The sequence below is a fragment of the Paraburkholderia sp. RL17-368-BIF-A genome, from assembly GCF_046054045.1.
GTDB lineage: Bacteria > Pseudomonadota > Gammaproteobacteria > Burkholderiales > Burkholderiaceae > Paraburkholderia > Paraburkholderia graminis.
The window spans coordinates 15,374-30,471 of sequence record NZ_JARESN010000026.1 but is presented as its reverse complement, the minus strand read 5'-3'; the positions used below and the strand labels follow the sequence as shown (position 1 = coordinate 30,471).

Genomic DNA, 15,098 nt, shown 5'->3' with positions numbered 1-15,098 from the left:
CATGCAACTTGGTGTTTGCTACTACCCCGAACAATGGCCGCGCACGATGTGGGCCGACGACGCGAAGCGTATGGTCGAACTCGGCATCACGCACGTACGTATCGCTGAATTCGCGTGGAGCCGGATGGAACCGCGCGCGGGCGAATTCGTATGGGAATGGCTCGACGAAGCGGTCGCCACGCTCGCGAATGCCGGACTGAAACTCGTGCTCGGCACGCCTACCGCGTCGCCGCCGAAGTGGTTGATCGATGCGCATCCGGACGTGTTGCCTGTACGCGCTGACGGCACGCGCTGGAATTTCGGCTCCCGCCGTCATTACGATGTTTGCAGTGAGATTTATCGGCGAGAGTGCTTGCGTATTGTCAGTGCAATGGCGGAGCGTTACGGACGGCATGCGTCGATCATTGCGTGGCAAACCGATAACGAACTCGGTTGTCATGAAACCGTGCCGAGCTATTCGCCGGCTGCTTTAGCACGCTTTCACGCATGGCTGCGTCGACGCTATGAAACGGTCGATGCGCTCAACCGTGAATGGGGCAACGTGTTCTGGAGCATGGAGTACGCGTCGTTCGAAGCAATCGAATTGCCGAATCTCACGCCGACGGACGCGAACCCGATTCATCTTCTCGACTTTCGCCGTTTCATGTCCGACGAAGTGGCGAGTTTTCATCGCGAGCAAGTCGATGTATTGCGCCGTTATGCACCTACGGCCGATGTACTGCATAACTTCATGGGCTTCTTCACCACGTTCGATCACTATCGTTTCGCCGAAAACAATTCACTCGATGTCGCAGCGTGGGACAGCTATCCGATTGCGCGCACCGAATCGATCGCGTTGCCTGAAGAGCAGAAAGCGCGTTACGCGCGCACTGCGCATCCCGATGTATCCGCATTCGATCACGACCGTTACCGTGCAATCGGACGCGGGCGTTTCTGGGTGATGGAGCAGCAGGCTGGTCCTGTGAACTGGGCGCCGTGGAATCCGGTGCCCGCGAAAGGCATGGTCAGACTCTGGGCCTATGAGGCGTTCGCGCACGGCGCCGAACTGGTGTCGTATTTCCGTTGGCGTCAGTGCCCGTATGCACAGGAGCAGATGCATTCGGGCCTCAATCTGCCGAATAACGAGTTGTCGCCGGGCGGCATGGAGGTGCAACAGGCGGCGCGTGAGATTGCTTCTATCCCGGAGTTCGCACGACTGGACGCTCCGACACAGGCGGCTACTGCGGTCGTATTCGATTACGAAACGCAGTGGATGTTCGAGATCCAGCGTCACGGCAAGGGCTTCGATTATCAGGCGCTCGTGTTCGACTACTACGAGTCGCTGCGCGAGCTTGGGCTCGACGTGGACATTGTTTCGAGTAAGGCCGATCTGTCGTCATACCGGCTCGTGGTTGTGCCGAGTCTCGCTGTGATCGACGATGCGTTGGTCGTGCAAATCGAGCGCGGTTCCGCGCAATGGGTATTCGGGCCGCGCAGCGGCTCAAAGACCGAGGCGTTTGCAATTCCACAAGAACTGCCGCCCGGCGCGCTGCAACGTGTACTGCCGATGCAAGTGCTCGAAGTCGAGTCGCTGCGTGCATCGCTCGCACCTGCTATTTCCATTGATGGTGTCGACGGTATCGCAATGCATTGGCGCGAGCATGTGCGCGCTAATAGCGAAACACGCGTCGATGCGCAATTCGCGGACACGTGGCCCGCCATTCTCACTCACGGGCGCGTTAGTTACGTGGCGGCTTGGCTTTCGCACGAATTGCATCGCGCGGTATTGCAGCGGGCGGCGCAAGAAGCTGGCATTGCGACGCAATTGCTGCCGGAGGGCTTGCGCATTCGGCGTCGCGCGGATTTGACGTTCGCGTTCAACTTCGGCGCGCAGCAGGTGCGGGTTCCGGCGCCGGCCAATGCAACGTTCGTGCTTGGACAGCCGCAACTGCGCACCGGCGATGTCTGCGCATGGAAAGACGCATGAAGTACCGAGCAGCAAGTCAGTAGTGGCATTGAGCAGCTTCAATCTGAACCAGGCGAGCCAGGACGAGTCGCCATCCGATAGATGGAGGATGACAGATGAACAGAAGAGAAATGCTGGGATGGCTCGCGTCCGCGGCGGCAGCGGCCGGCGCGGGTTCGATGATCGGCACGCCGGCAATGGCCGCTGACGACGTCAAAACGGCTTCACGTAGCGGCCGGTTTGCAAAGGGCGCGGACGTTTCCACGCTGCTCGAACTCGAAGCGAACGGCGCGAAGTTCTACGATCATGGCGTGCCGCACGACTGTCTGCTGCTTCTGAGGAGTCACGGCGTCGACTCCATTCGCATCAAGGTCTGGAATGATCCTGGCAATCCGAACTATTTTCCCGCCGATCAAAGCCCGCGCGCCGGTTACAACAACGCGGAGCATGTGCGTGTGCTGGCGCGGCGTGCCGCGGCGCTCGGCATGCGCATCCTGATCGACTTTCACTATAGCGACTGGTGGGCCGATCCGGGCAAGCAGTACCCGCCGCATGCGTGGGCCGGCAAGAACGTTACGGAGACTTGTGCGTTGCTGTCCGAGTACACGTCGAATGTACTCAATATGCTCAAGCGCGACGGCGTTCGTCCCGAGTGGGTACAAGTGGGCAATGAGATCACCGGTGGCATGCTGTGGCCGCTCGGCAAATACGATCAGTGGGACAACCTCGCGCAATTGCTGAAGGCCGGGCATGATGCGGTCAAATCGGTCGATGAGCGCATCAAGGTCATGCTGCATATCGACAGCGGCGGCAACAACGCGACGAGTCGCTGGTGGTTCGACAGCGCGATCCAGCGAGGCGTGAGCTTCGACATGATCGGCCTGTCGTATTACCCGCAATGGCAGGGCGCGCTGAGCGATCTGCAAAACAATGCGAACGATCTCGCGACGCGCTACGGCAAGGATGTGATGGTGGTGGAAACCGCGTATCCGTGGACGACGAGCGACGGCGACTCCGAGCCGAATGCGATGACTAACACGGGTTCAACGACTTTCCCGCAAACGCCCGCAGGCCAGGCGCAGTTTCTTGCGGCTGTTGCGGACATCGTGAAGGCAATACCCGACGGGCACGGCAAAGGCGTGTTCTGGTGGGAGCCGGAATGGATTCCGACGCCGAATGTCGGCTGGAAAGTCGGCGCGGGCGATCAGTGGGACAACAACACGTTGTTCGATTTTCACGGCAACGTGCTGAGTTCGCTGGATGCGTTTCGCAAACTTTAAACGTTGATCGAGCCACCCACGGCAGGCGTTAGCGCGCTGACGTCTGCTGCGTGCGCGCCTTCACGCAGTCGGATGTGAACGCCATGCTGGCCTGATCCGGTGTCATGCGCGGCGCGTTCGGCGCATAGATCTTCTCGATGATCGCGGCGAAGGTCTGGCGGTCCGCATCGTCGCGATAGTACTTTGCGGCTTGATCGAGCGCCTGCGCTTTGGTCTTTTTGTGCGCGCGCCATGACGCCACCTGACCGGCAATATCGCCGATTGCAAAGCATTGATTGCTGACCGTTTGTGCCGCGGCCTGAGTCGCCGCTTGTGCGAGACACGTTGCAAGCAATGCCGATACGACTACGCGTTTCATGACGACGAATCCTGTTGGGCGCAAAGCCCGCAGTTTACGCGCGAGCAAGCGATAGCTGCCCGCGTCGATTCGTCGCTGGCTGCTGCTATTTCTTGTCGGGCTCGGCTTCGGTGTTCGTCCCGCTTTTGCCGTTGCTTCTGTTCGTGACGGCGCCGGTCTCATCGAGTTCGTCGTCGAGGTCGTCGTCGTTTTCGCCGGCGGGCGGGTCGGATTCGGTGGCTGTCATCATCGACAGAATGTGACGAGCGGGCAGCGTATAGGCAATCGGATTCAGGTTCATGACGTGCGCTCCAAAGGAGAGTCCATATGATTTCAGCAAACCGCGAGCCCGCTCACGCACGTTGATCCGCCAAATAAAAAAGCCGCCTCGAAAGGCGGCTTTGAACAAACTCGAAGCGAGCAAACCGGCACGCGCTCTCGCGCGCTGGGCTCCTCAATCAATGCCCAAACGATTCCGCCTTCGACACCGGCGCGTTCGCCACATACGGCCGCGCCATCTGCTTGATCAGCAACGCGATGCACGCGATGATGCCGGCGACCGCGATCGTCGCAAAGATGCCGGCGAACGTGAAGTGACGGCGTGTCAGTTCGGCCACGAGGAACGAGCCCGCAATGCCGCCGAAACGTCCAATGCCGAGCATCCACGCGACGCCCGTGCCGCGGCCTTGTGTCGGGTAGAACGCGGCGGCGAGCGCGGGCATCGACGATTGCGCGGTGTTCATCAGCACGCCCGCGACGAACACGATGAACACGAGCGCGCCGACATTGCCCGCGGCCTGGCCGATGAAGTACACGCTCACGGCGGTCAGCGCATAGCAGGCCGCGATGATCCGGTTCGCGTTGAAGCGGTCCATCAGCACGCCGCACACCACGGCGCCCACGCCGCCGAGCGGGAACAACGCGGAAATGAGCGTCGCGCGTTGCGGCGTGAGGCCGGCGTCCTTCAGCAGAATCGGCATCCAGTTGATCGACGCGTAGAAAATCACGAGTCCCATGAAGTAGGTGATCCACAGCATCACCGAGCCGACGATGTACGCGCGCGACAGCACGACAGCCACGCCCTTGCCGCCGGTTGCCGGCGCGGTCTCGGTCATCGTGAACGCTTCTGCGTCGGCGGCCGTGCTCGAGACGCGCCCGAGCGCCGCGCGAATGCGCGCGACCGGCTGATTGTTGGCGACCATGTAGCGCACCGATTCCGGCATCCTGATCAGCAACAGCACGAAGAGCACGAGCGGTGCGATGCCGCCGAGCAACAGCACGCTGCGCCAGCCGAAGTGCGGAATCATCCACGCGGCGAGGAAGCCGCCGAATGCCGCGCCGAGCGGAAAGCCGCAAAACATCAGATTGATGATCGTCGCGCGGCGGCTGTCCGGGCAGTATTCGCCCATCATCGTGACCGCGTTCGGCATGGCTGCGCCGAGACCGACGCCGGTAACGAAGCGCAGCACCGTCAGATATTCGATGCTCGTCGAGAACGCAGAGCCGAGGCACGCGGCGCCGAACAGCAGCACCGAGCCGAGCAGCATCGAGCGCCGCCCGAGCCGGTCGGACAGCGGCCCGGAGGCCAGTGCGCCGCACGCGAGGCCGAACAGCGCCGCGCTCAGCACGGGCGCGAGCGCCGGTTTGGTGATGCCCCATTCCGCGAGCAGCGACGGCGCGATGAAGCCGATGGCGGCCGTGTCGAAACCATCCAGCAGGACGATCACGAAACACATGGCAAAGACCAGCCACTGGAACGGCGAAAACGGATGCTCGTTGAGGAAGGTCTGAACGTTCACAGCGTCGCTGCGATTCATGATGGGTCTCCTGACTGCAAAAAGGCTCGTCGGAGCGAGCCTTGTCTTACCTTACGATGCGCGTCGCACGGTCCGCTTCATTCATGCATGGTATGCGGACGGTGTGCCTGTCGCCATGAGTTTTGATTTGTTCGTATATAGAACTGTGATTCTCTCAGCGAACAAGCGACACTGTAAGGAATTTACCGACGAAGGGTCAACGCGGGATTACCCGACACTGTGGCCGGTTGGCGTCGAAAGGACAATGGGGAAGGGGAGGAAGGCAGCCGCGGCGCGCGCTCGCGCGCGCCGGGTAAGACTGAAGAGCAGATACAGCGGTTTAAATCAGAGAATGACGTACACCTTGCGCATGGTCTCCTCGACTTCCCAGAGACCCTCAGTATTCGCTTCGAAAAACAACGTGTCGCCGCCCGCGAAATGGACCGTCTCTTCATTGTCCGGCGTAAAGCGTCCGCGTCCGGCGAGAATGTGCATCACCTCCGCCTGCTTCACCGAGCGGCGATACGTGCCGGCCGAGCATTCGAAGATGCCGGTGTCGATCGCCTCGGCGCTATTGAGCACGCGCTGCACACCCGACACGCGGATCGGCGTGGTGCCCGGCAGGCCGGCCGTGCCCCAATCCTCGAGATTCGGCAGATTCACGCTCTGTTTGATTTGTTGAACCTTCATGGCTTTCAGCGCCTTTATCCGATGAATGCACGCAGCCTGCTCACAGGCCGCGGGTTGATGAGTTCGCAACGGTCTGCTCGACCTTGCCGAGTCGTACGACGGTGACGCCGGGGCGCAATTGCCGCAACGAAGGCATCACGAGCATGCAGTTGTCGTAAGGCGTGGCGACGGCTTCGCCGTTCGACCAGCCGATCACGGCGCCGGCTTCGGGAAAGATTTCGAGCCCGGTATAAGGACCGGCAAAACGAAAATCCATGCTTGTCGCGACGACCGGTTGCGTCACGCGCACGATGTGCTGCACAGGCGGCAACGGCGCGAGCCAGTCCGGCGGCAGATCGCTTTCGTCGATCACGTCGGCGAGCAGCAAAAACCGCGCGGTGGTGTCGCGCGCCACTGCGACGGCGCTCGCCTCCCAGTGTTGCCCGCATTCGATCAGCAACGCGTTCTTTGCGCTCGCCGGGTCGCCGAAGCCTTCGTAGTCGCGCATGCGGCGGCCTTCGGGATGGCCTTCGTCGCAGATCACGGTGGCAGGCGTGCCGAGCTGCACGGCGAGGTCGATGCCTTTTTGCAGCGGCCCGGCCACGATCAGCGGCTTGCTTTTTTCGTGCATCGAATGAAGATCGAGCAGCGCGTCAACGCTGTCGATCACCGGCCGCATCGCCCGTGCGCGCGCGAGTTCGCTCGAGTTGCGCGCGGCATCGTCGAGCACCGCCGCGGTCCACACGCGGTTGAAGTCCTGATCGACGAAACGGGCCGCGTCCGGCTTCGCGGGATCGAAGCTCCGGTAGGCATCGACATTGGCGAACGCGAGCGTGAGCCGTCCGCGGCGCGGGCGCAGCTTCAGGCGCAAGAGTTCATCGACAACAATCGCGCCGCACACCTCATTGCCGTGCGTGAGCGCGTTGATCATGACGTGCGGACCGTCTACGCCGGAGTCGAACGTGTGAACGTAGGCAATGCCCGACGTAGATTGTTCGTGCACCGAAATATCGGGAAACGCGACTTCGATCGGATAGGTTTCCATGTTCAGCCGAGCCTCGCCGCAATCGCCTCGCCGACTTGTGTGGTGTTCGCCTTGCCGCCCAGGTCGCCGGTATGCGGGCCTTCAACGAGCGTTGCTTCGATGGCGGCCAGAATCGCGTCGTGCGCCTCGCGCTCCTTGCCTTCGTGGTTGCCGAGGAAGTCGAGCATCATCGCGGCGGACCAGATCATCGCAATCGGATTGGCAATGTTCTTGCCGGCGATGTCCGGCGCCGAGCCGTGCACCGGCTCGAACAGCGACGGAAACTTGCGGTCCGGATTCAGATTGCCCGACGGCGCGAGGCCGATCGTGCCGGTACATGCAGGGCCGAGGTCGGAAAGAATGTCGCCGAACAGATTGGTCGCGACCACCACGTCGAAGCGGTCGGGATTCAGCACGAAGCGCGCGCACAGAATGTCGATGTGCTGCTTGTCCCACGTCACATCGGGATATTGCGCGGCAATGCCGGCCGCGCATTTGTCCCACCACGGCATGCTGATCGCAATGCCGTTGCTCTTCGTCGCGACCGTGATCTTCTTGCGCTCGCGGCGCTGCGCGAGATCGAACGCGAACTTCAGCACGCGCTCGCTGCCGTGGCGCGTGAATACCGATTCCTGCAACACGAACTCGCGCTCGGTGCCTTCGAACATCACGCCGCCCACCGACGAATACTCGCCCTCGGTGTTCTCGCGCACGATCCAGAAGTCGATGTCGCCCGCCTTGCGGCCCGCGAGCGGCGAAGGTACGCCGGCGAAGAGTCGCGCCGGACGCAGGTTGATGTACTGATCGAATTCGCGGCGGAATTTGAGCAGCGATCCCCACAGCGAAACGTGGTCGGGCACGGTGTCGGGCCAGCCCACTGCGCCGAACAGAATGGCGTCGGCCGATTGCAGTTGCGCTTTCCAGTCGTCCGGCATCATCTGGCCGTGCTTTGCGTAGTAGTCGCAGCTCGCCCATTCGATGTGCTGATACTCGAGTTCGATGCCAAAGCGCGTCTTCACCGCGTCGAGCACGCGCAGCGCCTCGGGCATGACTTCGACGCCGATGCCGTCGCCGGGAATGACTGCGATCCGATATTTCTTCGACATGCTGTGCTCCTCCATTAGGGCTTGTACCGATCCGATAACAGTTATTTTATTCCTGCTGTTTGGTCATAAAATGGTCGCTTTAGTTAAGCCACTGTGCACGATTCGTGTACAAAGCCGGACGCCACAGAGCCTCATCGAGAAACCTATGAATGCCGTCCCGTCACCCGATCTCGGCGACCTGCGCGTGTTTTGCGAAGTCGCGCGCAAAGCCAGTTTCAGCGCGGCGGCCGAATCGCTGTCGGTGTCCGCGGCGTATGTCAGCAAGCGTATCAACGTGCTCGAGACTACGCTCGGCACGCGCCTGCTGCACCGGTCCACGCGCCGCGTCGCGATCACCGAGGCGGGCGAGCGCGTCTACACGTGGGCCGAAAAAATTCTCGACGACGTCGATCAGCTCGTTGAAGACGTCTCCACCACGCGCCGCATTCCGGGCGGCAAGCTGCGCATTTCGAGCAGCTTCGGTTTCGGCCGGCGCTTCGTCGCGCCCGCGCTTGCGCGCTTTTCCGAACGTTATCCGCAATTGAGCGTGCGGCTCGATCTGTTCGACCGTCTCGTCGATGTCGCCGGCGAAGGTTTCGATCTCGACATTCGCATCGGCGACGACATCGCGCCGCATCTGATCGCGCGGCGGCTCGCGTCGAATCATCGCGTGCTGTGCGCGTCGCCCGATTATCTCGCGCGAGAAGGCGCGCCGCGTCAACTGGCGGATCTGTCGGCGCATGCGTGCCTCGCGATCAAGGAGCGCGATCATCCGTTCGGTTTGTGGCGTTTGACCGTGCGCGGCGAGGCGGCGTCGATCAAGGTCACGGGACCGTTGTCGACCAATCACGGCGAGGTCGCGGTGCAGTGGGCGTTGGCCGGGCGCGGCATCGTGCTGCGTTCGATGTGGGACGTGCGGCCGCTGCTGGAAAGCGGCCAGTTGCAGCAGGTGTTGCCGGAGGTGACGCAGCCGGCGAACCTGTGGGCGGTGTATCCGGCGCGACTCGCGCAGTCGGCGAAAGTGCGGGTTTGCGTGGACTTTCTCAGCGAAGAATTCGCGCAGTGGAACCCGCCGGACGACACCGCCTAGCCGTTAGTGGTTACTGCTTTAGTGGTGATTCTGCGAGAACAGCGTTTCGAGCGGATAGTGGCTTTTCACGAACGGCGACTTGATGATCACGTAGCTAAAGTACTTTTCAATGCCGATGTCGCGTTCCAGTAAGCCTTCAATAATGCTCTGATAATGGCTCACGCTGCGCGTGACGAACTTCAGCAGGTAATCGTAGCCGCCGCTCGCCAGATGGCATTCGACGATTTCGTCTACGTCGCGAATCGCATTCACGAACTTCACGAAGTCTTCCCGCCGATGATCGGCGAGCGTGACTTCGGTGAACACGATCTGCACGTCACCGAGCTTTTCGAGCTGGATCTGCGCGCCATAGCCGACGATGTAGCCGGCCTTTTCCAGCCGCTTGACGCGAATCAGGCAGGGGCTCGGCGAAAGGCCGACCGCATCGGCAAGCTCGACGTTGGTGATACGGCCTTTCTTTTGCAACTGCGAAAGTATGCGCAGGTCGATACGGTCTAGCTTGCAGTCGCTGCTCATCGTAACGTTGTGGCTCCGGCGGTTGAGAAAAGGGACTCAGGCGGCCCTCTACTCTAGCATGCAGCGGCGGTACTTTTGGCCTGGTGCTTAGCCGTGGTTTTGCCGCGCAGCGCGGCCCGCACGTCGGCTTGTGCAAGCACGTCGTCCAGGGTTTTCTCGAGCCGCTCGAACATCAGGTCGAAGTCCGATTCCGTGTACGAAAGCGCGGGCGCAAAGCCGAGAATATTGTCGCCGAACGCACGGAAAATCAGGCGGTTTTCATAGGCCGCGACGGCAATGCGCTCCGACAGTTTCAGCGCGGGGTCAAACTGCGCCTTGGTGTCCTTGTCGGTGACGAGTTCGAGCGCGCCGAGCAGGCCGCGGTGACGCGAATCGCCCACGAGCGGATGCGCGAGCAATGCATCAAGGCCGCGCGCGAAACGCGGCGCGCGCGCCACGCCGTTCGCCAGCAAGCCGCCTTCGTGATAAAGGCGCAGCACTTCCAGACCGATCGCCGCGCTCACCGGGTGCGCCGAATACGTATGGCCGTGGCCGACAATCGCCTCGGCGTCGCCATCGGCGATGCCCTGATAGATTTCGTCAGACATCAGCACGGCGCCCATCGGCGCGTAGCCGGCGGTCAAACCCTTGGCGACCGTCATCAGATCCGGCTCGACGTTCTCGCCCTGACATGCGAACAGCGGCCCGGTGCGGCCAAAGCCGGTGATGACTTCGTCGGCGACAAACAGAATGCCCAGCTTGCGGCAACGCTCGCGCATCGCCTTCAGCCAGCCGACCGGCGGCACGATCACGCCGCCCGAGCCCTGAATCGGTTCGCAGAAAAACGCGGCGACGTTATCCGCGCCGAGTTCCGCGACCTTCGCTTCGAGCGCGGCGACCGAGGCGGCGATCAACGCGGCGTCGTCGGCGAAATTATTGCGGTACGCATACGGCGACGGCAGGTGATGCTGGTTCGGCAGCGGCAGATCGAAGTTGCGGTGGAACGCGGGCAGGGCGGTCAGCCCCGCGCCCATGCTCGACGAGCCGTGATAGCCGCGTTGCAGCGCGATGATGTGCTTCTTCGACGGACGGCCCGTCGCATTGAAGTAATGCGTGATGAAGCGGATTGCCGAGTCGACCGCGTCCGAGCCGCCGAGCGTGAAGTACACGTGTTGCAGCGAAGCCGGCGCGACCTGCGCGAGTTTTTGCGCGAGTTCGATAGCCGGCTCGCAGCCGAAATGGAAATAGCTCGTCGCGTAGGGCAGTTTCTGCATCTGCGCGGTGGCGGCCTCGACAATGCTCTGCTGGCCGTAGCCCACGTTCACACACCACAAGCCGGAGAAGGCGTCGAGCAGTTCGTTGCCCGCGGCGTCGCGCAGAAAGGCGCCGCTCGCGGATTCGAGCACCGTGACGCCGCGCGCCTCGTGCGCACGGTAGTTGATGACAGGATGGATCAGGTGCTGGCGGTCGGCTTCAATGAGCGATTGGATCGGCATGGTGGGTTCTCGTCGCGAAAGGGCTGTTGACGGTTCCATACTACTGATCCACGGCGATGGTCCGCTTACCTAAACAATTGCCTGAAAAGCGCGCGCGACGCGTTTTGATGCACGCCCTTAGCATTTTGTGCTGCGGACGTTGAAAAGCCGTGGCGCGCGCGTATCCGGTGGAATGCGGGAGCGCTCAATAGCCGCGCGTGCGGTCGACCTGGCCGAGCATCGGCAGGCCTTCGCGATGGCGGCGCAGGTTATCGAGCACGACGTCGACGGCGGTGTCGGGCCGCGTCGCGCTGGCGATATGCGGCGTGATGCGCACGCGCGGATGCGTCCACAGCGGATGACCGGCGGGCAACGGCTCGGGATCGGTCACATCGAGAATCGCGTTCTGCAATTGGCCGCTGTCGAGCGCCGTCAGCAAGTCCTGCTGATTCAGATGCGCGCCGCGGCCCGTTTGAATCAGCGAGGCGCCGCGCGGCAGCTTCGCGAACAGGCGTCCATCGAGCAGGCCGCGCGTGGCCGGCGTGAGCGGCAGCAGGCAAACCAGGATGTCGGTGCGGGCGAGGAAAGCATCGAGCGAGCTTTCGCCCGCATAGCATTCGACGCCCTCGATCTCGCGCGGCGAGCGGCTCCAGCCCGCGCACGCAAAGCCGAAGAGACGCAGCCGCTCCAATACCGCGGTGCCGAGCACGCCGAGTCCCAGCACGCCGATGCGCCGTTGCGCGGCTGGCTTCAGCGGCAGTTCGCGCCATACCTGCTGTTGCTGCTGAAGCCCGTAGTCGAACAGATCGCGATGAATAGTGAGCGCTGCCTGCGTCACGTATTCGACCATGCCTTCGACGAGCCCCGGTTCGATCATCCGCACAACCGGCACATGCTCAGGCACGCCGGACAGATCGAATTGATCGACGCCCGCGCCCACCGAGAACACCACTTCCAGATTGGGAAACGTGCGGGTCGGGTCTTCGGGCGGCTGCCATGCCACCAGATAGCGGATCGCAGCGGGATCGCCGTGATCGGGCCAGATATGGAACGGCAAACCGGGCGCCTTTTCGGCGAAGAGCCTCGCCCATTGCAGGCCGCGCGCCGGGTCGGCTTTATAGAGTAGGGCCATGACGGGTCAGAAAATCGCCTGATTGATGATGCCGTATTGCACATAAGGTGTCGCGTTGGCCGCCACGCTCTGCGGTTGCGCATTGCGCACCATTCTGACGACCGTGTCCACGCGCGGCAGCCCGAGCTGTTCGAGCCATTCGGTCAGGCCGCTGTCGCCCGGCGTGTCGACGCGCACGAACACGCCTTCGTTGAGCGCAAGCCAGTGGCTGATCAGCGCCTTCGCGCGGCTCGAACCTTCCGAGGCAGGCGCGACCACCGGGCCGATCGCAAAGCCGCGTCCGAAACGGCGAAAGAGCGCGAAGCCGACGAGTTCGCCGTCGCGGTCGAGCGCGATGCCATCGGCGTTCTCCAGCAGCGCGGGCAGCACTTCGCCGCGATCGAGGCCGCTTGCCTGTGAGGCCAGTTCGACGAGCCGTGCCGTGTCGCTCGACCCTAGCGGCCGCAAGCGTTCGCCCGCCGGCAACGACACCAGCGGCGGCTGGAACGCCGCGCCTTGATGCTGATCGAGCGTGCCCGTCGCGCGAAAGCCGAGCTTTTCATAGAGCGGCTGACCGGCGGCGGTCGCGTGCAGGAAGGTGATGCGGCCGCCGAGTTCCTCGAGCAGCAGTTCCATCAGCTTTCTGCCGATGCCGAGCCCTTGCCGCGCCGGCGACACGATCACCATGCCGAGCGACGCGCAATCCGCGCCGTACTTCCAGCAAAGCGCGGTGCCGATCACGCCGCTCGCATCTTCGGCGACGAAACCCACGCCCAGTTGCGCGACGAACTTCCAGTCGTCCGCGCGATGCGGCCATTTGAGTTCGACCGTCAACGCATGCGCCGCGGCAACGTCGTCGAGGGTGAAGCGTCTGTATGTGATCGGATCAGCTATCGGATCTGTCTTCGAATCGGGCACGCCGTGCTCCTGAATGGCTAAAGGCTTACGCGTCACTGTGTCATCCACGGCGCGGTGTGACTAGGACGATCTTTCTATCCGGCGCGCCGCGCAAGGCCGCATCGCAATTCGATGCAAAACATGCCGTATGCGCCCGCATTACAGGCGGGTTCTGCTGCGCGGCGATTTTTGTCGGCGACATATGCCAGGCGCGCGGCTCTACGATTTTACTTATGGCGGGCGTCGCGGCGACGGCGCCGCGCAGGCGGTTTCCATCCAGCGTCACTCACTCAGGACACTTTCTCATGGACAGCTTCAATCCGGACGACGTCGCGATTCGCAGCGGCCATTTCATCGGCGGCGAGTGGGTGGAAGGCAGCGGGCAGGGCACGCGCCGCATGGATGTGGCGCGCCCGTCCGACGGCGTCGTCTACGCGAGCGTGCCGGTGGCCGACGCGGACATGGTGGACCGCGCGGTTGAGAACGCCTGGCAGGCGTTTCGCACGAGCGGCTGGGCGCGCATGGCGCCGCGCGAGCGCGCGAGGATCATGCGGCGCTTCGCCGATCTGGTCGAAGCCGACGCACCCGCGCTCGGCCGCCTGGAAGCACTCGGCTCGACGCGGCCGGTTGCCCAGGCCGTGTCGTGGGACGTGCCGTTCACCGCCGAGGGCATCCGCTTTTACGCGGAGTTCGCCGACAAGCTGGGCGGCGACGTCGCGGCCACCGACCACGATCATCTCGGCATGACGATCGCCGAGCCGTACGGCGTGATCGGCGCCATCGCGCCGTGGAATTTCCCGCTCGTGATGGCTTCGTGGAAGATCGCCCCGGCGCTCGCCGCGGGCAACGCGGTCGTCCTCAAGCCTTCGGAGATGACGCCGTTTTCCGTGCTGCGCCTCGCGGAACTGGCTGTCGAGGCCGGCGTGCCCGCCGGCATCTTCAATGTGATTCAGGGCGACGGACGCACGACCGGCGACGAACTCGTGCGTCATCCGAAGATCAGCAAGGTCACGTTCACCGGATCGACGCGCACGGGCGCCGCGATCATGGCGGCCTGCGCGGCGAGCGGCACCAAGCCGGTCACGCTCGAACTGGGCGGCAAAAGCCCGCAAATCGTTTTCGCCGACGCGCCGCGTCTGGACGATGTGGCGCGCCGCATCGCGGGCGCGATCACCGGCAACGCAGGGCAGGTGTGCGTCGCGGGCTCGCGGCTGCTGGTCGAGCGCAGTCTTGCCGAGCCGCTGGCCGAACGCATCGGCAGGATTTTCGCGGAGCTGACGCCGGGCGCGACGTGGGCCGCGGGCACGACGCTCTCGCCGATCATCTCCGAGCCGCAGGCGGCGCGCATCGAAAGCATCGTGGGGCGCACGCTCGACGCGGGCGCGACCTTGCGCCACGGCGGCAAGCGTGCCGAGGTTCGCGGCGCATCGGCGGGCGCGTTCTATACGCCGACCTTGCTCACCGATGTCACCGCTCAGTCCGAGGCGGTGCGCGAGGAAGTCTTCGGTCCGGTGCTCACGCTGCAAACCTTCGACAGCGAAGAAGAAGCGCTCGCGCTCGCGCAGCATCCCGACTACGGGCTTGCCGCGGGCGTGCATACCGCCGATCTCGGCCGCGCGCTGCGCTTCGTGCGCGCTTTGGAAGCGGGCACCGTGTGGGTCAACCGCTATGGCCGCACGTCCGACTTCATGATCCCGACGGGCGGCTACAAGCGCTCCGGCATCGGCAAGGATCTCGGCCGCCAGGCTTACGAGGCGAACCTGCGCTTCAAAAGCGTGCTGATCGATTTGCGGCAGTGATGCAGGGGCGGTGTTGCAGCCGCCCTGGAGCCTGACCGACGCCCGACAGATTCCCTTCAAAACGTCGCAAACCCACGCCGGCTAAGGGTTGCGCC

Annotated in this window: 14 protein-coding genes; 4 read left to right on the top strand and 10 right to left on the bottom strand. The window is 63.2% G+C overall.

The genetic code is table 11. The features are described from left to right. The first annotated feature begins 1 nt into the window (after position 1). Both P0D87_RS29455 and P0D87_RS29450 read left to right on the top strand, forming a co-directional pair. Positions 2–1,966: a beta-galactosidase gene (locus tag P0D87_RS29455; RefSeq protein WP_053859592.1), complete on the top strand. Its 1,965-nt coding sequence runs from the start codon at positions 2–4 to the stop codon at positions 1,964–1,966. Between the two features lie 95 nt (positions 1,967–2,061). Continuing rightward, positions 2,062–3,225 (top strand): glycoside hydrolase family 53 protein, encoded by a 1,164-nt coding sequence (locus tag P0D87_RS29450; protein ID WP_053859591.1) that lies wholly within the window; start codon positions 2,062–2,064, stop codon positions 3,223–3,225. A 28-nt stretch (positions 3,226–3,253) separates the two neighbouring features. On the opposite strand, the gene P0D87_RS29445 is transcribed toward P0D87_RS29450, so the two are convergent. The 6 genes from P0D87_RS29445 to P0D87_RS29420 form a co-directional block, all read right to left on the bottom strand. Continuing rightward, positions 3,254–3,583 carry a hypothetical protein gene (locus P0D87_RS29445; protein ID WP_006049114.1) on the bottom strand — a complete coding sequence of 110 codons (330 nt, stop codon included), beginning with the start codon at positions 3,581–3,583 and terminating at the stop codon, positions 3,254–3,256. Positions 3,584–3,668: 85 nt separating this feature from the next. Beyond that, positions 3,669–3,863: a hypothetical protein gene (locus P0D87_RS29440; RefSeq protein WP_053859590.1), complete on the bottom strand. Its 195-nt coding sequence runs from the start codon at positions 3,861–3,863 to the stop codon at positions 3,669–3,671. 157 nt (positions 3,864–4,020) lie between these two features. Next, positions 4,021–5,379, bottom strand: a complete 1,359-nt coding sequence (locus P0D87_RS29435) for an MFS transporter (protein ID WP_053859589.1) — start codon at positions 5,377–5,379, stop codon at positions 4,021–4,023. 324 nt (positions 5,380–5,703) lie between these two features. Next, positions 5,704–6,048 carry a cupin domain-containing protein gene (locus P0D87_RS29430; RefSeq protein ID WP_053859588.1) on the bottom strand — a complete coding sequence of 115 codons (345 nt, stop codon included), beginning with the start codon at positions 6,046–6,048 and terminating at the stop codon, positions 5,704–5,706. A 40-nt stretch (positions 6,049–6,088) separates the two neighbouring features. Continuing rightward, positions 6,089–7,072 (bottom strand): M14 family metallopeptidase, encoded by a 984-nt coding sequence (locus tag P0D87_RS29425; protein ID WP_408637101.1) that lies wholly within the window; start codon positions 7,070–7,072, stop codon positions 6,089–6,091. A 2-nt stretch (positions 7,073–7,074) separates the two neighbouring features. Then, positions 7,075–8,157: a tartrate dehydrogenase gene (locus P0D87_RS29420; RefSeq protein WP_053860771.1), complete on the bottom strand. Its 1,083-nt coding sequence runs from the start codon at positions 8,155–8,157 to the stop codon at positions 7,075–7,077. A gap of 145 nt (positions 8,158–8,302) precedes the next feature. Here P0D87_RS29420 and P0D87_RS29415 point away from each other — a divergent pair, with 145 nt between their 5' ends. Continuing rightward, a complete protein-coding gene (locus P0D87_RS29415; protein ID WP_029966558.1) occupies positions 8,303–9,226 on the top strand; it encodes a LysR substrate-binding domain-containing protein in 924 nt (307 codons plus the stop codon). Between the two features lie 18 nt (positions 9,227–9,244). Here the strand turns inward: P0D87_RS29415 and P0D87_RS29410 are convergent, their stop codons facing one another. The 4 genes from P0D87_RS29410 to P0D87_RS29395 all read right to left on the bottom strand — a co-directional run bounded on the left by P0D87_RS29410 (position 9,245) and on the right by P0D87_RS29395 (position 13,201). Beyond that, complete coding sequence (locus P0D87_RS29410) at positions 9,245–9,742, bottom strand: Lrp/AsnC family transcriptional regulator (protein WP_006049122.1); 498 nt, start codon at positions 9,740–9,742, stop codon at positions 9,245–9,247. 53 nt (positions 9,743–9,795) lie between these two features. Next, entirely contained in the window at positions 9,796–11,217 is a 1,422-nt protein-coding gene (locus P0D87_RS29405; protein ID WP_006049123.1) for an aspartate aminotransferase family protein, read from the bottom strand. A gap of 184 nt (positions 11,218–11,401) precedes the next feature. Next, positions 11,402–12,328: a 2-hydroxyacid dehydrogenase gene (locus P0D87_RS29400; RefSeq protein ID WP_006049124.1), complete on the bottom strand. Its 927-nt coding sequence runs from the start codon at positions 12,326–12,328 to the stop codon at positions 11,402–11,404. Between the two features lie 6 nt (positions 12,329–12,334). Continuing rightward, positions 12,335–13,201: a GNAT family N-acetyltransferase gene (locus P0D87_RS29395; RefSeq protein WP_053860770.1), complete on the bottom strand. Its 867-nt coding sequence runs from the start codon at positions 13,199–13,201 to the stop codon at positions 12,335–12,337. Positions 13,202–13,509: 308 nt separating this feature from the next. Here P0D87_RS29395 and P0D87_RS29390 point away from each other — a divergent pair, with 308 nt between their 5' ends. Beyond that, entirely contained in the window at positions 13,510–15,003 is a 1,494-nt protein-coding gene (locus P0D87_RS29390; protein ID WP_053859586.1) for an aldehyde dehydrogenase family protein, read from the top strand. Positions 15,004–15,098 lie beyond the last annotated feature (95 nt).

What these genes read in the sequence shown, in the direction of transcription:
- P0D87_RS29455 (WP_053859592.1), top strand. Translation starts at nt 2, where the DNA reads ATGCAACTTGGTGTTTGCTACTACCCCGAACAATGGCCGCGCACGATG.
- P0D87_RS29450 (WP_053859591.1), top strand. Translation starts at nt 2,062, where the DNA reads ATGAACAGAAGAGAAATGCTGGGATGGCTCGCGTCCGCGGCGGCAGCG.
- P0D87_RS29445 (WP_006049114.1), bottom strand. Translation starts at nt 3,583, where the DNA reads ATGAAACGCGTAGTCGTATCGGCATTGCTTGCAACGTGTCTCGCACAA.
- P0D87_RS29440 (WP_053859590.1), bottom strand. Translation starts at nt 3,863, where the DNA reads ATGAACCTGAATCCGATTGCCTATACGCTGCCCGCTCGTCACATTCTG.
- P0D87_RS29435 (WP_053859589.1), bottom strand. Translation starts at nt 5,379, where the DNA reads ATGAATCGCAGCGACGCTGTGAACGTTCAGACCTTCCTCAACGAGCAT.
- P0D87_RS29430 (WP_053859588.1), bottom strand. Translation starts at nt 6,048, where the DNA reads ATGAAGGTTCAACAAATCAAACAGAGCGTGAATCTGCCGAATCTCGAG.
- P0D87_RS29425 (WP_408637101.1), bottom strand. Translation starts at nt 7,072, where the DNA reads ATGGAAACCTATCCGATCGAAGTCGCGTTTCCCGATATTTCGGTGCAC.
- P0D87_RS29420 (WP_053860771.1), bottom strand. Translation starts at nt 8,157, where the DNA reads ATGTCGAAGAAATATCGGATCGCAGTCATTCCCGGCGACGGCATCGGC.
- P0D87_RS29415 (WP_029966558.1), top strand. Translation starts at nt 8,303, where the DNA reads ATGAATGCCGTCCCGTCACCCGATCTCGGCGACCTGCGCGTGTTTTGC.
- P0D87_RS29410 (WP_006049122.1), bottom strand. Translation starts at nt 9,742, where the DNA reads ATGAGCAGCGACTGCAAGCTAGACCGTATCGACCTGCGCATACTTTCG.
- P0D87_RS29405 (WP_006049123.1), bottom strand. Translation starts at nt 11,217, where the DNA reads ATGCCGATCCAATCGCTCATTGAAGCCGACCGCCAGCACCTGATCCAT.
- P0D87_RS29400 (WP_006049124.1), bottom strand. Translation starts at nt 12,328, where the DNA reads ATGGCCCTACTCTATAAAGCCGACCCGGCGCGCGGCCTGCAATGGGCG.
- P0D87_RS29390 (WP_053859586.1), top strand. Translation starts at nt 13,510, where the DNA reads ATGGACAGCTTCAATCCGGACGACGTCGCGATTCGCAGCGGCCATTTC.